Below are 18,714 nucleotides of genomic sequence, written 5' to 3'. Positions count from 1 at the left end.
TCGGGCTCGCTCCAACGTCAGGGCCCTGCACTGCAACCACGTCGCAGCGGGCTCGGCACAATCGAACCCTACTTTTCCTGCCCACCTCCGTTGTTGAAGGATCTTCCGTGTCTAGCCTGTCCCGAATTCCCGACGATCGCGATGCAGCCGGTTACAACCCGGCACACGGCTTCTATTCGGCGCTCGCGCGCACGATTCGGCACATCAGGAAGGTGGCTGGCGCCGACGGTAATATCCGACCTGACCAGGCCCTTACCTGGATCGCCGCGCGTCAGCGCGACGGATGGTTCAAGCTCAGTGAGCTCCATTGGTCCGGCCTCGACGATTGGCTGAAGACGCGGCAGTCGAGTGTGCACGTCTCCGACATCATCAGCTTCGTGCGCGACAACGGCGTGCGGGTTGCCGAGGTAGTGAAGGGCATCCCGCCGCGGAAGACAGGCTTTGCCACTATGAGCGAGTCCCAGCTGCGCGCCGCCGCAATCGAGGAGCATGGCCCCCAATATCTCGGGGAGGATTTTGATTTCGACGATCCCAATCAGCGGGCTTTGGTCGTGGCCGACCTGGAGTCGACCCAGGATCATCGCGAGGCTGCGGCAACCATGTACGGAGACGGCACCAAGTACAAGCAGCACAGCTTGCCGGGCGGGTCCAACTATCGCGAGCTGTTGTTGACGTTGCCGATGCCGGCGGCCCAGCTGCAGGCGAAGCGTGATGGCAGCGGGCGTCTGGCCAAACCCACGCCGGAGGACATCGCAGCCTTTCGTCGCGTGAACGACCCAGGTAAGGCCGGCCATTCGCTTTACACGTCTAACCACTGGGACGAACCGAACATCCTTGCCCATATTCGTTTCAATGAGCGCGTCGACGCTGCCGGCAGGCGCGTGCTGTTTATTGAGGAGCTGCAGTCCGACTGGGCGCAGGACGGCCTGAAGCACGGTTTCGGCACCAACAGCATTGAGCAGGCCGGCGAGTGGTGGAACATCAAAAATCAGCGCGGGCAGGTCATCGACCAGCAGGATACGAAAGAGCGGGCCGAGCAGGTGGTGTCGCGCATGCGCAGCATTCCTGCCGCACCTTTCGTGACCGATACGAAGGCCTGGCTGTCGCTGAGCATCAAGCGGATCATCCAGTATGGGGTCGAGCACGGCTATGACCGCGTTGCCTTCATCACAGGCGAGCAATCGGCGCAGCGCTATGGCCTGTCCAAAGCCGTCGAGTCGGTCGAGTACCGCCAGCGTACGGAAGGCCCGAAGGAGGGAACCGGCTTACTGACGGCATACGACGACTCGGGTAACCAGGTGCTGTCGAAGGTGGACGCCCGCGCCAGCGATCTCGCAGACGTTATTGGGTACGAAGCGGCAGCCCGACTCATGCAGTCACCGGGGCCCGGCTACACAGACAGCAGCGATAAAGCCTATGTTCTCACGGGGGAGAGTCTCAAGGTTGGCGGGCAGGGCATGCGAGTGTTCTACGATCGCATCGTGCCGCAGACCATCAACGAGGTGCTCAAGAAGCTAGATGGCGGCAGAGTCGGACTGGTCGAGCTCGGCTACGGCGGAGAGCCTGAAGTGGTCGGGATCGACGGCGAGGGCGCGGCCATCTATAACGACGGCGCTCCTGAAGGAATCCAGCAGCCAGGGTTCGACATCACGCCCGGTTTGCGTTCGAGCGTAGAGGAGGGGATGCCGCTGTTCTCGCGGTTCAATCCGCAGCGCTCCCAAGCGATGTCGGCAGCTGCCCGCGCTGCGGCGCGCGCGGTCCCGGCGGGCGCTGGCGTGCCGCTGGGACGCGCACGCCCTATCGATCTGGCCGCCGCCGGCAGGCGAGTCGCGCCTCACATCGAGCGCATCTTGCGCGATGGTCGTGTCAGCGGTGAGACTGGTGAGAATGGCCTGCTCCTTCTGCGACGCGCGCTGCAGGAGGTCGCACTGGCCGGCCCGCACGACCTGCGTACGCTGGCCGCGAAGGTGGAGCGGCTGCTGCCACGCGACGGATCGGTGCGCCTTACCATCGACGACACCAGCCTCACGCCCATGAACGGCGCTGTGCACCTGGCGCCACATGTTGACATTCGCCTCTACACGGCCGAGGGACGCACCGGGCTGGCGTACGAGACGCTGCTGCACGAATCGCTGCACGTCGGCGTCGCGGCCCGGTACAAGTCGCTGGCGCTCGAGGCCGCGCGCGAGGGTAAACGGTCAGCGGCCGCCGCCGCGATCGACCGGTTCCATCGACTGTGGCGCGAGTTCTGCAATGCGGCGACCGGGGAGCCGCTGGAAAATTCCGAGCTTGAGCTGTCTGTGCGCGAGGCGCGCCGCAGCCCGGACGAGTTCTTCGTGCGTGCGATGACGGACCCTGTGCTGCAGGCCTATCTCGCAAGCCGCCAATATAACGGTAAGACCTTATGGCAGCGCTTCGTTGGATGGATCCGGACCAGTCTTTTCGGCGCGAAGAGCCAGCGTCTGGCGCCCTCCTGGTTGGACGCGGCGCTGGCGGCGTCGCACCATCTGGCGGACGCGATGCAGCGCGACCCAGCCGACTTCTCGGACGTCCACGCTACCGCTGAATCGATGCTGTCGCGATCGTGTGCCCAAGAAGAAAGCCCGGCGTTCAAACGGTGGTTCGATGCCAGCAAGGCCGTGGACGAACGAGGGCTTCCGGAGCTGTTCTATCACGGCACACTCAATGATTTCGACGCTTTCAAAGAGAACGCTCGGGGAATGCACTTTGTTAGCCGGTCCCCCGACTGGGTGGCGCGATTTTTGGCGGGCGAAAGCGGCGATATTCCAGAGGGCGCGTCGATCATGCTCGTGTACGTTGCGGCTTCCAACCCCTTTGATTATGAAAACAAAAAGCACGTCCAGTATGTCGCGGCCCGAGCTAGTCTCGGGAGCTTGGCAATCAGTCAGATCAAGCAGGGGAAGTGGCAAAGGCTCGAAGACCGAACATTTATCGCGACGATCAAAAAGCTTGGTTTCGATGGTGTGTACGTGAAGGAAGACGGGGTCAAAAACCTTGCCGTGTTCGAGCCGGCCCAGATCAAAAGCGCCATCGGCAACCGTGGCGGCTTTGATCCGCGCGACCCGAACATCCTCGCGAGCTTGCGCGTCCTGGCCCTTCGTCCTGCAGTCGACCGGGCGGCGGATGATGACGATCTTGACGCCCCGGCGTCCCAGCCCGCGGCCCGGCTAACGATCGCTGCAACCACGCTGGGCCGATGGCCGGAAAATGCTGGCACAGCCATTTCGAACCACTTGACCGTTGAAGGATCTCACATGCCAGGCCAGACTAGCGCTTCCAATGAAACCGACCAGGCGCTCCGCGCCGCCATCGTGGCCCAGCTTGTGGCCGCTGGATGGGCAGCGATCGAGCGCAGCACGGCGATCGCCCTCAAGACGTATGACACCGCCGTGGGGCGGAAGGACGCGCACGCGTACCTGGCGGACTTTGGGCCGAGCGAGACCAACTACGTCCTGCAGGGCGAGTACTACAGCGAAGGATCGAATGTGCTCAGCGCGCGCGGGATCTTGATTCCGAAGGACGCAGATCTGGCGGCGGCCAAGACGTTGACCGAGCGCTTTGCGACTGGCGCCGAAGCGGCGGTGCTGGATTCCTACGCCGCGCGACTGCTTCACAAATTCGGTTATCGGGCCGGTCAAGCCCATCAAGGAGAAGAGGAGGGCGAAGGCGGGGGCGAAGCGCCAGCGCCTTCGATGTAGAGGACTGGCGCCATGCCGGCCGCGGCTACATGCCGGGCGCCGTCGAAGGGGCGTCCTCGGCGGCCAGCTCGGCAGGTGCATCCTGGTGCTCCTGAATCAGGTCCTTGACGTAGGGCAGAAGGGTTGGGTGTACGGTGGGGTCGAGCACCACACGGCAATCGAAGTAGTCCATGCGTGGCAAGCAGACCCTGGGGTGGTCCATCCACGGCACCATGCCGCCTTTCTCCGTCGTGTACACGAACGCGACGTCCTCCAGCACGAGCACCGTGTGGTAAAAGCAGGTGCACGCGACATATTCCTTGTCGCCGACGCGCGCCAGGCCAGTGAGCATGAAGGGCTCTCCGTCGAATGCGGCGCCGGGCACCTGGCGTAGGACCTCGTGCGCGATGCGCACCGCCTTGTTGCACATAGGGTCGTCTTGGGTGTCGGCAAGGATGGCGGCGATTGCGGCGCGATCCGCGGGACGCTCGCTGGTGCTGGGGGGCTTGGTACTGACTGGATCGAAGTTCATGTAGTCATCATCCGGGCAAATGCCGGCGCGAGATGGCGCCGGCCGTCTTCACTATCATCCGCGAGGGGCTTCGGCTTTCTCTTCTTCCTCTTCCGCAGCGTCCATCAGCGCGTGTGCGTAGTCGTCACGCTCCACCTCGGCCGCGAGCTCGCGGTAAGCGAATAGCTGGGCCTTCGAAAAGTGGGGGTCGACACCGTGCTCGGGCATTCCAGGGAAATCGGGGGCAGGGAGGTTTGGCAGATCGTCGATCGACGGCGGGTGCTGGAACTCGCGGCCGGCCGCGAGCCGGTCGACCTGCAAGTACTCGATCGCGTGGTCCTGCACTGCCTTCGTGGAATAGTGGGGCGGGACGTCGTAGTTCTGCAGGGCGATGTAGACCGGCGCGGGCAGCGTTAGCGTCGCAGCTGGTTGCGCCCACGCCGGGATTTCGTCGACATACTTGAGACCGTAGGAATCCGGATTCGCAAGCGCTTCGTGGCAGTCGAACAGCCCTTCGAGGACGTGGGCGGTCGCCGCCAGCGGGGCCCGCACGTGCCCGCTGTCCGTCTCAAGCTGCATCGCCAGTATTTCGCGCGTCTGGGTGTCGAACACGAAGCGCATCGTCTGCTCCTCGTCCATGTCGGGGAGGAACTGCGTCCAGTTCGGGCCAACCACGTAGCGCGGCAGTGGCAACGCGGCTTCTGCAGCCTCGGCAGCGGCAGTAACTGCCTCCAAGACGTGGTCGACCAGAGTGGCGCTGGCCGGGCTGACTTCGGCCTGCTGCTGGATGACGTGATGGTCTTCGCCGAGCACATGTACCACCTGGTCGTCGTCACTACCGTCGGTGTCGGTGTCGATGAAGATGACGTGGGCGGCCTGCGTCCCGCTCGTCTTCAGGATGGTGCCGCCATCTATCTCGACCACAAGAACCGGGGTCGGGGCATCCGTGATGCGGGGATGCACGCTACGGTCCAGGGCCACTGCTTCGGCCTGCGCCTGGCGCACCTCGTCGGCGCTGTAGACTTTCTGGCGCGGGTCGTTTGGGGTTTGGTCGGGCAGGGGCGTCATGAGGCCGCGGTCGACCAGCTTCGCGAGCTTGCTCGGCGTCAGAAAAAATTCCTCGACTTCTACCTTGCGGCCGATCTTGGCCTCGAGGTTCTCGATCTCGGTAGCGTCGGGCTTCTGCGGGCACATCATCACGTCCACGCCGGCGTCGTCCGTGACGATCCAAAGGCGTTGGGCATGTCCGTCCGTCAGGGCCGCGTCGAGTACGACAGGGTGGTTGACTCGAGCGCCGGCGGCGATGACGCCTCGGGCGGCCACGATCAGATCCCGAAGGTCCTTGGGCGGGGCCTGGAGGTGCCCATCCAGTTTCATTACTTCGGCAAGCAGCTGGGCGAGCTGCGCGCCGTATGCGGGTACGCCAAACATATTCATCGCATCCTCGTTTCGATATACCCGGTTCGGGCAGATGTTGGAGTCTACGAAGATGCTTGGGACGTGGTTGCAGGGAGTGGTGATCAGCGCTGGCGTCGCTCGCGGTCTGCCTTGTCGGCAGCGGTCGACGCTCCTCGCACCAGAGCGGCGGCCAGTGGCGTAGCTTCGCGCGTTTCGCGCATGGCCGTGGCGATTCGGCTGGCCAATTCGTCAGGGTTGCGAAGCCTGGCGCGCTCAGGACCGGCGAGGCCTATAGTGCGAAGCCGAAGACCCAGGCCATCAGCGCCGTCGCGCACCCGCTGGCTCACTTCGAAGTAAGACCAGATGAGGTACGCGGGAGCTTCGAGGTCGAAGCCTTTGGCGAATTCAGAGCGGATGGTGGCCGAATCGAGCTTGCGACGATGCTTACACTCGACGATCTCCAGCACGTTCTCTGCCGACGGCGGTTGCCCGTCCTCGGTGATCACTAGGTCCGGCCGCCAAAGAAAACCGCTCTGGCGACCGCGCATGGAATGCTGGATCCAAAGAAAACGTCGCTGCGTGTCACGCACAAACGGAACCGCCAGCGGAACACGCCCACTCAGCCGGTACACCTCGCGCGTTCCGACGCTCTGAGCTTCGTCGAGCACGATGAGGACGCAGAGGAACTCGGCCAGCAGCCACAGTGGATGCCCGCGCAATGAAGCGGGGTGGTCAAGCGGTTCGGTGCCGTCGCCTAGGAAAAGCCTGACGTCGTGCCGGCTACGGACCTTGACAGCCAGCTTTAGAATCGTCTCAACGAGCGCGTCACGGCCGTCTTCGTCGTCGATATTGGGATCGTCGTCCTCGTGCTCGTGGTCCACCATCAGTTCGTTCATTCGTCGATGTTTAGCTTTTCGTACGCTTTGTCAATTCGAGCTTTAAGCTCCTTTATCTCGTCGACACACGGAAGAAGTGGGATTGCGTCTCCAGCGAACTGGATCGCAAATGTCGTAGGATCGAATCTGCGTAGAACAAATGAATTTGGGTTCGGTGTACGCGACGATACGCTGAGCTGTTCAACTGGTCCACTGGTCGTGGCGCGTTCTACCAATACGGCGTCGAGTCGTTCGTCGAGATGTTCCCAGGAGTTGCGAACTGCGACCGTTGTCACGTGGGGGAGGGATGGGCTATCGAGGAGATCCCGCAATCGACTTGCCCGCTCCTGTGTGCGCGGCTTTGTCGAAACGGGGGACAGGATACGACGAATAGCGGCGAGGGCAGATAAGCAAACCGTACACTGCTCGACGATCAGTATCGGAGAGCCCGGCTGTTCGTCGTCGATACCGTTGTCGAGATTTATTCGGTGGCGCGCCGATATTTGCAGGGCTGAGAACGCACGGTTAAAAAGTGAGCAGTTCAGTTCGAGCTCGCTAAGAAACACGACCTCTTCGAGGTGTTTATTTGGTATAGGCATGCGAAATCACGCTCGGAGTTAGATGGTCGTGATGATACGTGCCCACCTTCGTCGACGCCAGGAATTCGAAAGCCGATTCATCAACTCGACATTAGAAAATGTATTGTCGAGTTGGCAATAATAGCGGAGCGGAAGTTGCCCACATTCTGTCGGCGGGGGTGCTCCGCCTCGGCCCTCGCCCCCGATGTGCGCGCCGCCCTGTCGTGATACTTCCGCGTTCGGCGCTTCGCTTTCGCCAGCAGCACGAAATTCGAAGGCGTGTTTTCGCTAGGCCGCTTTGATCCAGCCGGCGGCCGTTCGTTCCCACGATGGGTCGTCGCCATGAACCGCATAAAACATTTCGTTGAAGCTGTCGTCTAGACGAATTGATTCGATTTGCGCGCCGTTCGCCTGCACCGTGATGGTTTGGTTGTCTGGCACGTCAATGACCGGATATCGCTCCCCCTTATGGAACAACGGAAAGTCGTCAACTGCACGCCGAACGTCAGCTTTGGCCACTACAGAGTCGTTTTTCTCAAATTGCCGTGTACCCATCATTAATCTCTTCCTTGGATGAACTGGCCGTCGCCATTAGCGGTCACCGAATTAGCTGGAACGCTTCATCAGGTGCGAAAGTGTACCAGTCCGGTCAACCTTACGCGTAACTTCACTGTGACGCGTCACGCAAATATGTATTGTCCTCAGGCGTTCGCGCCAGCCTGCCATGCGCGTTTGATGCCCGCCGGACCGTAGGCCGCTGCCGAGATTGAGCGTACCAGTTCCATCCTCTCGCGGATCTGCGCGATCGAGGCGTCGATCTGGGCTGCGACCCAGTGCTCGCCGGTCCACGCTTCGAAGCGCAGGTCGGCGAGTGGGATCTCCTCCAAGGCGCCGAACCAATTCATCGGCTTGGCGCCGATCTCGACCCCCGCGCGGATCATGTTGGCGACGCCGGTGGTGCTGATCCGTGCCTTTCGGTGAACGGCTGGCCAGGCCGCGAGACGAGGGTCGTCCCGGTCGATCGCGAATCGGAAGACCCCGACCAGCTCGTGCAGCTCGGCGACAGTTGGGCGGCGCAGCCGCGCCTGGCCAGGCATCTGCAGCAGCTTGATGGCGGTCGGCTCATAGACAGCGTCGGCGGAGAACCACACGACGGGGCGCTCATTGGGCGCGACCTTTGCGCCGTTCGGGTGCAGCGCACAGGATTCCCGGATCAGCTGCAGCTTGTGCCCCGCTGTGTAGTGCCAGAGGCTGGGCGCGGCCGCTCCGCCTGCATCAGCGCGCTCGAGCAGGATCTCGCAGCCCTTGCCCGTGAAGAGCTGCCGAATGTCCGACGCACCAGGCATCTCCACCAGATCGTCTTCCCCGATCCCGTGAGCCAGGGTGAGTCCGACGCCAGCCGGCGTTCCCAGCGCGGCTGCCAGCGCCTCCCGGACGTCGACGGCGCAAGCCACTCCTGTCGTGACGTGCTCGTTCGGGGTCGTGATCTTCCAATTCCAGGCGTGCTTCGACATACGTGCTCCATTCCACTGTGTTTTCAAAGGGGCCGCTAATTTGACGGCGTCCAACGCGCTTTTTCCCGCGCCCCATTGATCGTATTATTACGCACGTAAATCATATTACGCAATATTGTGAGAGCGGATTTATGTTTGATAAGATACATTATCAAACACAAATATGGTTGCCGGTAGGAAAGACGCGTCACGAAAATCGGCCTCCGAAATTTGTAGGTGGTCGGTGCATTGCTTGGCCGTTTAGGTGCAGCGAAATGCATTTATGGCCCTTGAGTGCATCTGGAATGTCTGCAGCCGGTGCTGTGGCGCGGCGTGGTTGCACTGCGAGACGTCAAGCCGACCGGTACCGTACTGAGAACGAGCAAACTCGGCCGCGTGGCCGGAAGGACGAATATGAAGCGTGACCTGCCACTGAACGTTTTGCACCGCGCGATGGCGTCGGTTCGAGATCCGCACACCCGCGGCCTCGACCTCGGCCAGGAACTTTTAGTTGATAATTTTGCAGGCGGCGGGGGTACGTCAACGGGACTTGAGAAGGCCTTCGGTCGGCCGGTCGACATTGCGATCAACCATGACCCGGAAGCCATCGCGATGCACGCGATGAATCACCCGCACACCCTCCACCTTTGCGAAAGCGTGTGGGACGTAAACCCACGCGAGGTCACGAAGGGCCGTCCAGTGGCCTTGGTATGGTTGAGTCCAGACTGCAAACATTTCTCTAAAGCAAAGGGCGGTACCCCTGTCGAGAAGAAAATCCGCGGCCTGGCTTGGGTCGGCATGCGCTGGGTGGCCACCTGCAAACCAAGGGTACTTGCCTTAGAGAATGTTGTTGAATTCACAACATGGGGTCCGGTCATCGTTGATGAGGAAGGCAAGGCCCGTCCCGATCCGAAAAAGAAAGGCGTCACGTTCGAAAGCTTCGTGCGCCAGCTGCGCGCGCACGGGTATGAAGTGGACTGGCGCGAGCTGCGCGCGTGCGACAACGGAGCGCCAACGATTCGCAAGCGGCTATTTTTGATCGCGCGTCGCGACGGCTTGCCGATTGTCTGGCCAGATGCCACGCACGGCGATCCTGAAAGCGCCGACGTCATCGCAGGCAACCTGAAACCCTGGCGCTCGGCCGCCGAGTGCATCGACTTCGACCAGCCTTCGCGGAGCATCTTCTTCCGTAAAAAGGACTTGGCAGTGAACACGCGCCGGCGCGTGGCCAAGGGGCTGTGGAAGCACGTGCTGACCGCGGCCAAGCCCTTCATCGTCCGGCCGGGCAATAAGGAAGCCAGCGGTCCTGTGCTGACCCCGTTCATCGGAGAGCACGCCAACGGCAGCTCCCAGCGCAACATGCCTGCAGACGCGCCGCTGCGCACCATCTGCGCCCAGGTCAAGGGCGGGCACTTCTCCGTCATCGCCCCTACCCTCGCCCCGCTGCGCGGCACGACCGAAGCGCACCTGGGCGCGCATTCAATCCAGGCACCGCTGTCGACCGTCGCCGCCGGCGGCACACACCACGCCCTGGTCGGCGCGCATCTGATCACAATCGGCTACGGCGAACGGGCCAATCAGGCCCCGCGCGCGCAGGACATCGAGAAACCGCTCGGCACGATCGTGGCGGCGCCAAAGCATACCCTCGTGGCGGCGTGCTTCGAGCAGGCCAACGGCGGCTTTTACGAGGGCGATGGCCGCCCAGCCGACGCTCCGCTCTCGACCATCACCTCGGCCGGTAGCAACCAGCGCCTCATCACTGCCTACTGCGTCAAGTATTACAGCACCGGGGGCCAGTGGCAGGGCCTGGCCGAGCCAATGCACACTGTACCCACGAAGGGCCGCATGGGGCTGGTGCAGACGGTCAAGGTGCCAGCGGCCGCGCTGTCGGAGGAACATGCCGCGAAGGCTCGCGAGTGCGCGCGCCTGCTGCACGAATACCTGCCCGAGCATTTCCCGACTCTGGCTGAGTTGGTGCTGGTCGGCGACTACGTCCTGGTCGACATCACCCTGCGCATGCTTCGGCCGCGCGAGCTCTTCCGCGCACAGAGCTTCCCGGAGTCGTACATCATCGACGAGATCCCTGATCCAGCGCTGCTTTTCAAGGACGGCAAACAGGTCGCTGACCCGCTCACCGTACCCCGCATTCCGTTGACGGCGACGGCGCAGGTGCGCATGTGCGGGAACAGCGTGACGCCCGTGCAGGCCGAGGCGATCATCCGCGCCAACTTCGCACACGAGCAACTGCTGGCGCTCGCGGCCTGACGGCGGACCGCATGCGGCCGGCAGCGCGCAAATGGCGCGGCCGGCACCCCCTTCTGGAAAAATCAACTGTCAGAACTCGCCAAGGCCTGCTATCTGGCAGCCGCCCAGCTGATCTCCCTGCCGCGCTTTCTCGTCTTGCTCGTGCTTGCTTGACTTGTCGATGCGCTCGGTCTGGGCGCCATTTTGGTCGACGCCCTTCTCCGATGGCACGATCTCATCCTGGCTGCGTCAGAAGCGAAGGTCGCCGATGCAGTCTACTGGCTGCACTACCGATAGCCTGCTCTCGTGGTTGAGCTTACAATTACGACATCATTTTTTGGGCTATATGGTGACTCGTATGCAGAAGTCGATTGAAGTCGCGCTAGGCGTGCGGGTCAGCCTCTGGTATTCAAGTCCGATCGCATCATGATCAAGCGCCTCCGGACGCGAAGACAGGTTATCGGCATCCTGGTTGTGGCCTTGGTCATGTGGGCCTTAGTGCAAACGTGGGCGCGATCGGACCAGAGGCTTTTCTGGTCAAGTTTGCTGATCGGTACCTCGGCTGCGGCGACTCTCTGGGGCTATCGGAGGTATGCAACTGCTGCGCGCGGCCCCTATCCGGACACCAGCGTCTACGGCGTCATCTCCCGCATCGTGTTCTGGGTTGTAGTGACCCTCACTCTATTTCTCTCTTATCCCGCGTTCGAGTGACGCGGTTTCGGCCGATGGTGCCAGACTGGCGCTTGCAACCACGTGCCGGCACATCCCTCACACTCCTCGCTGCACAGCGCGCCGCACCCGCGCCGTGTCAACTGCACCACCGTCGGTGGTTCACCACAACACGAGGAAATGTACATGCTTCCAACTCAACCGGATGCCGGGAAGATCATCGATGTCGACAGGCCACTCTACAGTAATGATGGATTCGAGCACTCCTTCGTGACAGCGTCGTCGCACCAGGTGGTGACCAAATACGCGGGCGTGTTCGGCCTGTGGGATCGCAGGACTGGACAATGCTTGAACGCGGGCCATGAAGATCTGAGCCTCTCCAATGTAGCGCCTAATCCCGCCGTACTGGCCGCCCAGCGTGCCGCCGCCCAGGAAGCGCTGGCGCGCTTACATGCCCAAGCTGCAATCGAGGTAGCGATGGACTCCACGGGTGACGACGGTTTCTCGTCCCCACGCATGTAATTCGAGAAGCGATAGTGACGACGGCCAAACAGACTCGGACGGGCACGCCCTTTCGAACACCAGTCGCAGAGCGAATCGTTCAGCGTCGCACGCAAATGTTCGTGCACTCATACCTTTACTATGTCCTAGACCGGCCAATCGTCAGCGACTCGACCTGGCAGGCCTGGGCCAATGAACTTAGGCTCCTGCAGCGAAACCATCCGAATCTGGTCGTGAACTTCTACGACACCGATTTCGCCGACTGGGATGGCGCAACCGGCATGCACCTTCCGCAGTATCCGTGGGTGGTCGACCGTGCGCACCACGTCCTTCGCTTACACGAGGCACTGGGGCAGCGCTGCGCAATTCCTATCCGGCCGATCGAGACCATGTTCGAGGCGAATGCCGATACAGCCGCCACACCGCTTGAGCAGGACGACGATCAGGTGGCAGACGAGGGAAGCCAGATGGCGCTGTTTTGAATTGGCGCGTGCAACCACGTGCCGGCGCATCCATCACACTCCTCGCTGCACAGCGCGCCGTGGGCGGCGCCGCATCAACTTTGAGGAGAATCCACATGTTCGGAAATGTCCGCGACCCGGCCAGCCCCGATACGGCCGAGCTGGCGCCGGCCAAGCCAATGTCCCCGCTGGGCGAGCAAGCCCGAGCGTTCTTCGCTGGCAAGGGAGGCAAGGTTTCCATCGCCTCGGCCCCACGCCCGGTGCGGCCTGGTAGCTCGGTGCCGCAACGAGCTGCTCCAGCACAGGTTGCAGCGCCGGCGTCACGCTCGCTTTTTGCCACTTCGAGCGACGTCGCCCGTGCGCGTGAAGAGCAAATGGCCGCAGAAGCCGACATCGTCGACGACACGTTCGACTTCGACGCGCCGGGTTGCTGAACCCCGGCGCCGCCGCGCGCGCCCGGCGCATCCGCGCCCAGGGGATAGCGGTGCGCTGGCGGCCCAGCAGCGCGGCCGCCGGCACAATCTCAGGTGGGCGACATCATCTCAGCAAGCGTTACTTTATCAGCAACTCCCGGAAAGGCGCTTTTGCCTGCTTTCCAGCGCTTGAACGAAGTCGGATTGTCAAGTGCGGCCGCGAGCGCCGCGTGAAGCTCGTATTTGGTGGTGTCGACACCGGCTTTATGGTTCGCACTCAGCTGCGCATTATCGAATGCCCTGAACGTGACCTCTCGATGATAATCTTTTGGCGCCTGCGCGTCCGAGTGAACATCGTTGAAGGTTTCTTTGCACGCCGCGACATCGGCAGAGTGATGGCCCCGGCAGGCAATGGGGCGGGAGGCATAGACAGAGCATCGGCCGCCGATCAGCATTGCGCATTCCACGTTCGTGTGGATATAGGTAGCGCGATCCATCTTCGCGGTGCGCGCCGCCGTCTCATGCACACGCGTCATCACGACATCTCGTGTCGCCGCAGGCAGTTTGGCGATAGCCTCGGTTATCGCGAATACCTCGGTGGCGGAAACCATCACGTGATAGTGACAGCAATATGTGCAGCCCGCCTGGCAGCTGATGACAGTAGGCGAGCGTGCAGTCATTTTGTCGAACGCACTGTAGAACCGGACGACCTGGGGTGTTACCGGCCCCTTGCCTAGACCGTTGAACGCCGATCGAACGATGGGCTCAATGTCGCCAAACGCCTTGGAAACATCGCGCATTAGGTGATCCATAAAATCCTTGAATTTGTCTGATTGCTTTTTCGGGGCTGCGTCCGATCGACTGGTACGGACCAGGGGCCGCGCTGGCCAGGGATTATGCTTCCCCCGCTGGAGGCTTCGGCCGCGTGGGCTTGAACAGATTCTGCAGCCCTGGGCTGAGCAGCGCGTCATCTAGACAGGCACTCAGGGCCTCCTCGACAGCCAGGTGCTCGAGCTTTGCGATCTCGGACTTGGCCCAAGCCTGGAATTCCTCGATCTCTCCGCGCAACGCCTCGCAGGCGTCTGCGTCCGCCGGGGACGTCGGCGTCAGCGCACGCAGCATCATCGACCAGGCCGTTGCCGTGTTCGCGAAATTGGTGAGGATCTGCCCTCGATTCTCCATGAAGTGCACCTTGAACTCGTCGTGCACTGGCACCTTCAGGTCCGTAGCTTCGCGCCACATCTGCATCGCCATTCGAATGAACGAAGGATCGAAGGTGGCTTGAATCGTGTTGTTCAGGTCCTGCACTTTTGCGTCCTCGGCTTGATGGCGAAATGGGGTTTCGATCTGGGGAGCGTACCACACGGGGTGCTGGCGCTGCTCACCTCTTTCAGGTATCCGGGTTGCGGGTGCGTATGGTCCCGGTCCGGCTGTAGATCTCCAGGCTGTCGGCCGCTTCGAACAGCGCGGTCACCAGCCGGCTAAGCTGATCGGTTGGAATTGCTGTCGCGAGACGAAGCGGCACCACCGCGGTCTCGGTGGCGCCGCGGGTGACGGTGACGGCGAGATGCTTTCGGCGGTCGATCTCGTCGAGAAGGCTGCTGGCGAAGAGCTCGAGCTCCGATGCGTCCATGCTCTGTGCGGAAGGCGTACCGTCGACCAGCACCGCGAGCCGCGCGAACGCATCGCGGCCTCCCGACCAATTCGACCCGTAATCCAGAAAGAGCGCGACCACGACCGAGCTGGGCTCATCTGGCGCCGAGGCCCAGCGAAAATACGTGGGTCCCTGGGCGCTCTGGGGCAGCTGCAGGAGCTTCGCATCGTCGCTCCTGAAGTCGCGGGGCGCATTGAAATCGTCCCACATGTTTTACCGATTCCGTAGCCGGCGCGCCAGCTTGAACGCGGCATAGCCGCCAGCGAGGAAGGCGGACATGATGGAGGTGCGGGGATGTGCGATGGCACCGGTGGCGATCGCCAGCGTGATCCACATCCCACTGCAAAAAAATACCAGCAGTTGGCCTGGCCAGGTCGAGAACAACAGGTACCAAAGGAAAAACGGTGAGAGACGCATCTTGAGCTTTTTTCGTGATCGGATTGCGTGTGTGGGTCAGTGTTCGCATCGATAATCGATCGCCTTGCGACTGCCAGGTGGCTTCGCGATCTCAGCAGCTGACGGACTACATGTGCGTTCAACGTCGGTCCCAGTAGTGAACTGCGGGCTCAACTTCGGCTGATCCGGGCCAGCGGCGGCCTGGAACCGCCCAGGCTCGCACCAGAACTTCGTCTTCACGCCCGGCTGAGCCTGGAAGAGCTTCCGCGCCTGGTCACAGTTCTCTCGGTTGTACGCGGCGCCGTCCACAGCGTCGAAGGTAGCGACGTGCAAGCGGCCTTTCGAGTCGAGCGCGCTGTTCCGGTACAGTGTGTAGGCGTCGCCTGCGGGCGCAGCGTAACTGGCTCCCGAAAGTGCAAAAGCCGCAGCAAGGGTGAATAGGTGGCGTCGCGGGCGCATCATGAACCTTTGGTAAAAGGTGGGTCAATAATTCGGTGGAAATGTGCTTTTAGGCAATCTTTTGAGTATATGCCAACAATGCTCCCGAGTCGCATGCCGACTGTGGGGCGCCCGATCTTTTCGAGGTAGATCATCGCACCGACGCACATACGACCAATCGATTCATGATCGACTCCGGCACCTCGCGCGCCAGAACGTGTCGGTGGTCGCCGTCAATCTCCATTTTTCGCCTCAGGATAGCTTTTGATCCGTTCATTATCCCGATCGAACACCGGGTCTTGCAAGGATCAGGGCTATGCTTTTTCGTCGCTCCACCGAGAGCATCAAGCGCAGCGCGAACGCGCGTGCGATCGCCCGCACGTGTCCATAAGATCCAGAACGACGCCCACGTCGGGCGGTTTCACCAAGTGCTTGTCGAAGCCGCTGGCCACGACCCGCGCCCTCGTCTGCGCATCGTTCCAGCCGGTCAGTGCGGCGATGTAAGTGCACGCGAGCCCCGGCAGCTTGCGCAGCGCGATCGCGACGTCGTAGCCGCTCATCTCGGGCATGCCCAGGTCGAGGAGCACGACCTCGGGCGCGAAGGTGGACGCGAGCGCGAGCCCTTCCGCGCCGCTGTGGGCGACGGCCGTGTCATGTCCGTGGAAGCCGATAAACATCGCGAGCAGGGTGGCGGCATCGGCGTTGTCGTCGATGATCAAGACCCTACGTCGAATGGCGGCCGGCTCCGCGTTCATGGCTGGTGAGGACCGCCGAGCTGGCGCGCGATCCCGCTGGTTTTGTTACCCATATCCTAGCGAAGAGTTCACAATCGCGACGTCCGTTTCCGAGCGTGACGGCACGCTCGACGCTAGAAAGCGGCTTTGCGATAATGCCGTGGTCACCATGACGGGCGCCAGCCCTTACACACGACAGGATATGCACACGCCGGGCGACTCGATCCCATTCGCGCTTTCCGTGGCCGACGAGCGGGTCTACGAGCCGCGAGCTGTGCCGTTGGGGAAGAATTGCGGCTGTGTTTGCCCAGGGTGCAAGCAGCCGGTCTACGCGAAACACTGCATGTCCGGCAAGCGAGCGCCGCACTTCGCGCACGCGCCGGGCTCCGATTGCGCTACGGGCTTCGAGACCGCCCTGCACCTGGCCGCCAAGCAGTTGATCGAATCCCGCGCCGTCCTGGCCTTCCCGGAACTCGTTGCTTCGCTCAAGATTGCCGACGACACGGGCACGATGCATAAGCCAGAGCGGCAGCTGGTGGCCAGCGGCAGACGGCCATTGAAGAGCGTCGTGCTCGAGGAGAGGCTTGGCCAGATCCGGCCAGACGTCCGCGTCGACGCCGAGGGCCTGGGCGCAGTGCTGGTGGAGGTGGCCGTCACCCACTTCGTTGACGAGCGCAAGCTGCAGCTGATCGAGCAGGAACAGATCCCGGCAATCGAGATCGACCTGTCGAAGTTCAGGGACGCCACGTTCGCCGCGCTCGAACGGGCCCTGTTCGACGATCCGCGCTGCACCAGGTGGCTTTACCACCCCGGCGTGGCCAAAGCGAAGCGCGACCTGCGGGAATCGATCCAGTGGCTGCTCGACGCCGCGACAAAGAACGCCGAAGCCTGGGCGCGCACGCACGCGGCGCGCGAGGAAGCCGAGCGGGCCGAGAACGCGGCTCGGAATGCGCAGCAGACCGCGCGCCTTCTGGCGGAGGTCGAGGCGGCGGATACGCGGCGCGCGCAGGTGGCTGAGCGCAAGCGCGTTGCTGACGAGTCGTCGCGCCGCCGTCGCCTTGAGGAACTGCGGCGCGCCGCCGCGTTCAAGGCCAGGCCGGAGGAGCAAAAGCGGGAGATCCTGCTGCGCCGGCTTGGCCTCGATCGGCTTCCGCCCATCCTGTCGCTAAGCGTGCGTGGCGCGACGGCTTTCGGCGTGAAGGACCCTTTGGTATGGCAAGCGACCCTATTCGGTGGCCTGGTGCACCAGCAGCCGGCAAAAGGCAACGGCTGGGTCGCTCGGAATTACGCGCGCGCCTGGATGCGCCATCGGTTTTCGGTTCCGCCGGGACGCGATCTGGAAGCGAACGACGCGATAGACGACTACCTGATGAAGCTCGCGGCCGCCGGCGCACTGATCGACTGCAGGACGAACTCCTACGTGATCGCCGTGGCCGATCTCACGTGCTTCGAACACGTGACCGCAGTCAAGAACGACCGGAACTTCGATCCGGCGCGCCTGCAGTGGACGCCGAAAGACCACTGGCCAGACAAGGCGCAGGTCTGGGTGCTTACGGAAACCATGAAGCGCAACGTGAACGAGGCGGGGCGCTGGTTCAAAATGGCCAGCGAGATGCACAGAAACACGGGGTTTTCCCCAATACAGATCTGCGAATGGGCGAGTCAGATAGGCGCGACGAAGGAGGCGATCGCGCACTACCTGATTCGGACAGGTTATCTTCGCGTGGGGCCGACTGTGCTGGTTTAAGCCATGACGGCGTGGCTCGCAAAACCTCTTGCAATTTCGTCAACGCGACCTGTACACTAAAACATCAACGATTCTTAAACAATGGCGAATTTTTTATGAAGTATTTGAGATCTTTGCTTGGGACACTGTTGAGTGCATGCGTCGGACTCGCCTGCGCCGATTCACAAGGTAATGTATTCGGACTCGAAATTGGCAAACCTGCAACGCTGCCAGTGTGTCAGTATACTGCTGCAGGAAAATATGCAGGCGTACAACCAAGCCTGTGCATCGAACGTGAGGTTGATAGTGAGCGTTTCGGCAATTACAGTGCTCGACGGATACATTTTCCTGTGGCTGAGACGCCTAACTGGTTTTATAACGATTCGATAGTCTCCGGTTATATCGATGGAAAATTAGAGAACGTTTATGTTAACACCTCAGGATACAGTTCCAAAGACCAAGCCTTAGAGGCTTTGGTAAAAAAATATGGTAAACCGACTGATATCTTTGAACAGGAAGCGCAGAACGAGGCCGGCGCGCGTTACAAAGTCTTCAATTACAAATGGGTTTTGCCGGGCCTATATGTCGAGTTTTGGCCCGTTCAAAGTACCAGTCTCGACGTAGGAATTATTCGAATAGAGACGCCAGTCGGGAAAGAGAAGCGAATGGGTTACCTTAAAAGCCTTGTCCAAAAGGAGCGCTCTTTATAGTTGTGATATGTCGAGCGTAGAGCGTAAAAAAAACCTATTCCGACGGATATAAGGAATACTTTGTGGTTGAGGAATCTGCAGGTGAAAGCGGGCGATCGAAATAGTTCTCAGCCACTAAGTACATCACAGGTCGGTAACTTGACAAGATTAGATATAGGTGTTGATAGACTGCATCCGAAACGATAATCTGCTGTTGAGCGCAACCCTAAGAAATG

20 protein-coding genes are annotated in these 18,714 nt (G+C 61.6%); 8 read left to right on the top strand and 12 right to left on the bottom strand.

Going from position 1 to position 18,714, the window contains the following annotated elements:
* Positions 1-107: 107 nt before the first annotated feature.
* Positions 108-3,719, top strand: a complete 3,612-nt coding sequence (locus QPK29_RS20765) for an ADP-ribosyltransferase-containing protein (RefSeq protein ID WP_371770897.1) — start codon at positions 108-110, stop codon at positions 3,717-3,719.
* A gap of 25 nt (positions 3,720-3,744) precedes the next feature.
* On the opposite strand, the gene QPK29_RS20760 is transcribed toward QPK29_RS20765, so the two are convergent.
* From QPK29_RS20760 to QPK29_RS20735, 6 genes are all read right to left on the bottom strand, one after another.
* Positions 3,745-4,230, bottom strand: coding sequence for a hypothetical protein (locus tag QPK29_RS20760; RefSeq protein ID WP_371770896.1), 486 nt, complete (start codon positions 4,228-4,230; stop codon positions 3,745-3,747).
* A 54-nt stretch (positions 4,231-4,284) separates the two neighbouring features.
* Positions 4,285-5,646 (bottom strand): hypothetical protein, encoded by a 1,362-nt coding sequence (locus tag QPK29_RS20755; protein ID WP_400189816.1) that lies wholly within the window; start codon positions 5,644-5,646, stop codon positions 4,285-4,287.
* 83 nt (positions 5,647-5,729) lie between these two features.
* Complete coding sequence (locus QPK29_RS20750) at positions 5,730-6,503, bottom strand: hypothetical protein (protein ID WP_371771131.1); 774 nt, start codon at positions 6,501-6,503, stop codon at positions 5,730-5,732.
* Positions 6,500-7,081, bottom strand: a complete 582-nt coding sequence (locus tag QPK29_RS20745) for a hypothetical protein (protein WP_371771130.1) — start codon at positions 7,079-7,081, stop codon at positions 6,500-6,502. Before QPK29_RS20745 ends, QPK29_RS20750 begins: the two co-directional genes overlap by 4 nt.
* A 267-nt stretch (positions 7,082-7,348) precedes the next feature.
* Positions 7,349-7,618 (bottom strand): hypothetical protein, encoded by a 270-nt coding sequence (locus QPK29_RS20740; RefSeq protein WP_371771129.1) that lies wholly within the window; start codon positions 7,616-7,618, stop codon positions 7,349-7,351.
* A gap of 143 nt (positions 7,619-7,761) precedes the next feature.
* The gene (locus QPK29_RS20735; RefSeq protein WP_371771128.1) at positions 7,762-8,574 is read right to left on the bottom strand and encodes a hypothetical protein; all 813 of its coding nucleotides are present in this window, start codon (positions 8,572-8,574) and stop codon (positions 7,762-7,764) included.
* 393 nt (positions 8,575-8,967) lie between these two features.
* Between QPK29_RS20735 and QPK29_RS20730 the strand changes: the two genes are divergently transcribed.
* Positions 8,968-10,818 carry a DNA cytosine methyltransferase gene (locus QPK29_RS20730; protein ID WP_371771127.1) on the top strand — a complete coding sequence of 617 codons (1,851 nt, stop codon included), beginning with the start codon at positions 8,968-8,970 and terminating at the stop codon, positions 10,816-10,818.
* 69 nt (positions 10,819-10,887) lie between these two features.
* On the opposite strand, the gene QPK29_RS20725 is transcribed toward QPK29_RS20730, so the two are convergent.
* Complete coding sequence (locus tag QPK29_RS20725) at positions 10,888-11,028, bottom strand: hypothetical protein (protein ID WP_371771126.1); 141 nt, start codon at positions 11,026-11,028, stop codon at positions 10,888-10,890.
* A 195-nt stretch (positions 11,029-11,223) separates the two neighbouring features.
* On the opposite strand from QPK29_RS20725, the gene QPK29_RS20720 reads away from it, so the two are divergent.
* The 4 genes from QPK29_RS20720 to QPK29_RS20705 all read left to right on the top strand — a co-directional run bounded on the left by QPK29_RS20720 (position 11,224) and on the right by QPK29_RS20705 (position 12,862).
* The gene (locus tag QPK29_RS20720) at positions 11,224-11,508 is read left to right on the top strand and encodes a hypothetical protein (protein ID WP_371771125.1); all 285 of its coding nucleotides are present in this window, start codon (positions 11,224-11,226) and stop codon (positions 11,506-11,508) included.
* Between the two features lie 144 nt (positions 11,509-11,652).
* Positions 11,653-11,988 carry a hypothetical protein gene (locus tag QPK29_RS20715; protein WP_371771124.1) on the top strand — a complete coding sequence of 112 codons (336 nt, stop codon included), beginning with the start codon at positions 11,653-11,655 and terminating at the stop codon, positions 11,986-11,988.
* A gap of 14 nt (positions 11,989-12,002) precedes the next feature.
* Positions 12,003-12,449, top strand: coding sequence for a DNA ligase LigA-related protein (locus tag QPK29_RS20710; RefSeq protein ID WP_371771123.1), 447 nt, complete (start codon positions 12,003-12,005; stop codon positions 12,447-12,449).
* A 95-nt stretch (positions 12,450-12,544) separates the two neighbouring features.
* Positions 12,545-12,862 carry a hypothetical protein gene (locus tag QPK29_RS20705; protein ID WP_371771122.1) on the top strand — a complete coding sequence of 106 codons (318 nt, stop codon included), beginning with the start codon at positions 12,545-12,547 and terminating at the stop codon, positions 12,860-12,862.
* Between the two features lie 89 nt (positions 12,863-12,951).
* Here QPK29_RS20705 and QPK29_RS20700 read toward each other — a convergent pair whose 3' ends face one another.
* The 5 genes from QPK29_RS20700 to QPK29_RS20680 form a co-directional block, all read right to left on the bottom strand.
* Positions 12,952-13,641 (bottom strand): YkgJ family cysteine cluster protein, encoded by a 690-nt coding sequence (locus QPK29_RS20700; protein WP_371771121.1) that lies wholly within the window; start codon positions 13,639-13,641, stop codon positions 12,952-12,954.
* A 94-nt stretch (positions 13,642-13,735) separates the two neighbouring features.
* A complete protein-coding gene (locus tag QPK29_RS20695) occupies positions 13,736-14,149 on the bottom strand; it encodes a hypothetical protein (protein ID WP_371771120.1) in 414 nt (137 codons plus the stop codon).
* 82 nt (positions 14,150-14,231) lie between these two features.
* On the bottom strand, positions 14,232-14,705 hold the full coding sequence (locus QPK29_RS20690; RefSeq protein ID WP_371771119.1) for a hypothetical protein: 474 nt from the start codon (positions 14,703-14,705) through the stop codon (positions 14,232-14,234).
* A gap of 3 nt (positions 14,706-14,708) precedes the next feature.
* On the bottom strand, positions 14,709-14,831 hold the full coding sequence (locus tag QPK29_RS20685) for a hypothetical protein (protein ID WP_400189815.1): 123 nt from the start codon (positions 14,829-14,831) through the stop codon (positions 14,709-14,711).
* An 842-nt stretch (positions 14,832-15,673) separates the two neighbouring features.
* Positions 15,674-16,048, bottom strand: coding sequence for a response regulator (locus tag QPK29_RS20680; protein ID WP_371771117.1), 375 nt, complete (start codon positions 16,046-16,048; stop codon positions 15,674-15,676).
* Between QPK29_RS20680 and QPK29_RS20675 the strand changes: the two genes are divergently transcribed.
* Together QPK29_RS20675 and QPK29_RS20670 are read left to right on the top strand one after the other, a co-directional pair.
* Positions 16,041-17,810 carry a competence protein CoiA family protein gene (locus tag QPK29_RS20675; protein WP_371771116.1) on the top strand — a complete coding sequence of 590 codons (1,770 nt, stop codon included), beginning with the start codon at positions 16,041-16,043 and terminating at the stop codon, positions 17,808-17,810. The two genes, QPK29_RS20680 and QPK29_RS20675, sit on opposite strands and share 8 nt — an antisense overlap.
* Positions 17,811-17,821: 11 nt before the next feature.
* Positions 17,822-18,499 carry a hypothetical protein gene (locus QPK29_RS20670; protein WP_400189814.1) on the top strand — a complete coding sequence of 226 codons (678 nt, stop codon included), beginning with the start codon at positions 17,822-17,824 and terminating at the stop codon, positions 18,497-18,499.
* The last annotated feature ends 215 nt before the right edge of the window (positions 18,500-18,714 follow it).

Origin of the sequence: Massilia orientalis (genome assembly GCF_030411975.2) — a bacterium.
GTDB lineage: Bacteria > Pseudomonadota > Gammaproteobacteria > Burkholderiales > Burkholderiaceae_D > Telluria > Telluria orientalis.
Note: the sequence above shows the minus strand (reverse complement) of the source record. Positions and strands in the feature narration are given on the sequence as shown.

Coding starts and splice junctions, on each gene's coding strand:
- QPK29_RS20675 (WP_371771116.1), top strand. CDS start 16,041: ATGATCAAGACCCTACGTCGAATGGCGGCCGGCTCCGCGTTCATGGCT.
- QPK29_RS20760 (WP_371770896.1), bottom strand. CDS start 4,230: ATGAACTTCGATCCAGTCAGTACCAAGCCCCCCAGCACCAGCGAGCGT.
- QPK29_RS20735 (WP_371771128.1), bottom strand. CDS start 8,574: ATGTCGAAGCACGCCTGGAATTGGAAGATCACGACCCCGAACGAGCAC.
- QPK29_RS20745 (WP_371771130.1), bottom strand. CDS start 7,081: ATGCCTATACCAAATAAACACCTCGAAGAGGTCGTGTTTCTTAGCGAG.
- QPK29_RS20740 (WP_371771129.1), bottom strand. CDS start 7,618: ATGATGGGTACACGGCAATTTGAGAAAAACGACTCTGTAGTGGCCAAA.
- QPK29_RS20705 (WP_371771122.1), top strand. CDS start 12,545: ATGTTCGGAAATGTCCGCGACCCGGCCAGCCCCGATACGGCCGAGCTG.
- QPK29_RS20750 (WP_371771131.1), bottom strand. CDS start 6,503: ATGAACGAACTGATGGTGGACCACGAGCACGAGGACGACGATCCCAAT.
- QPK29_RS20730 (WP_371771127.1), top strand. CDS start 8,968: ATGAAGCGTGACCTGCCACTGAACGTTTTGCACCGCGCGATGGCGTCG.
- QPK29_RS20720 (WP_371771125.1), top strand. CDS start 11,224: ATGATCAAGCGCCTCCGGACGCGAAGACAGGTTATCGGCATCCTGGTT.
- QPK29_RS20715 (WP_371771124.1), top strand. CDS start 11,653: ATGCTTCCAACTCAACCGGATGCCGGGAAGATCATCGATGTCGACAGG.
- QPK29_RS20690 (WP_371771119.1), bottom strand. CDS start 14,705: ATGTGGGACGATTTCAATGCGCCCCGCGACTTCAGGAGCGACGATGCG.
- QPK29_RS20700 (WP_371771121.1), bottom strand. CDS start 13,641: ATGCGCGATGTTTCCAAGGCGTTTGGCGACATTGAGCCCATCGTTCGA.
- QPK29_RS20755 (WP_400189816.1), bottom strand. CDS start 5,646: ATGAATATGTTTGGCGTACCCGCATACGGCGCGCAGCTCGCCCAGCTG.
- QPK29_RS20685 (WP_400189815.1), bottom strand. CDS start 14,831: ATGTGGATCACGCTGGCGATCGCCACCGGTGCCATCGCACATCCCCGC.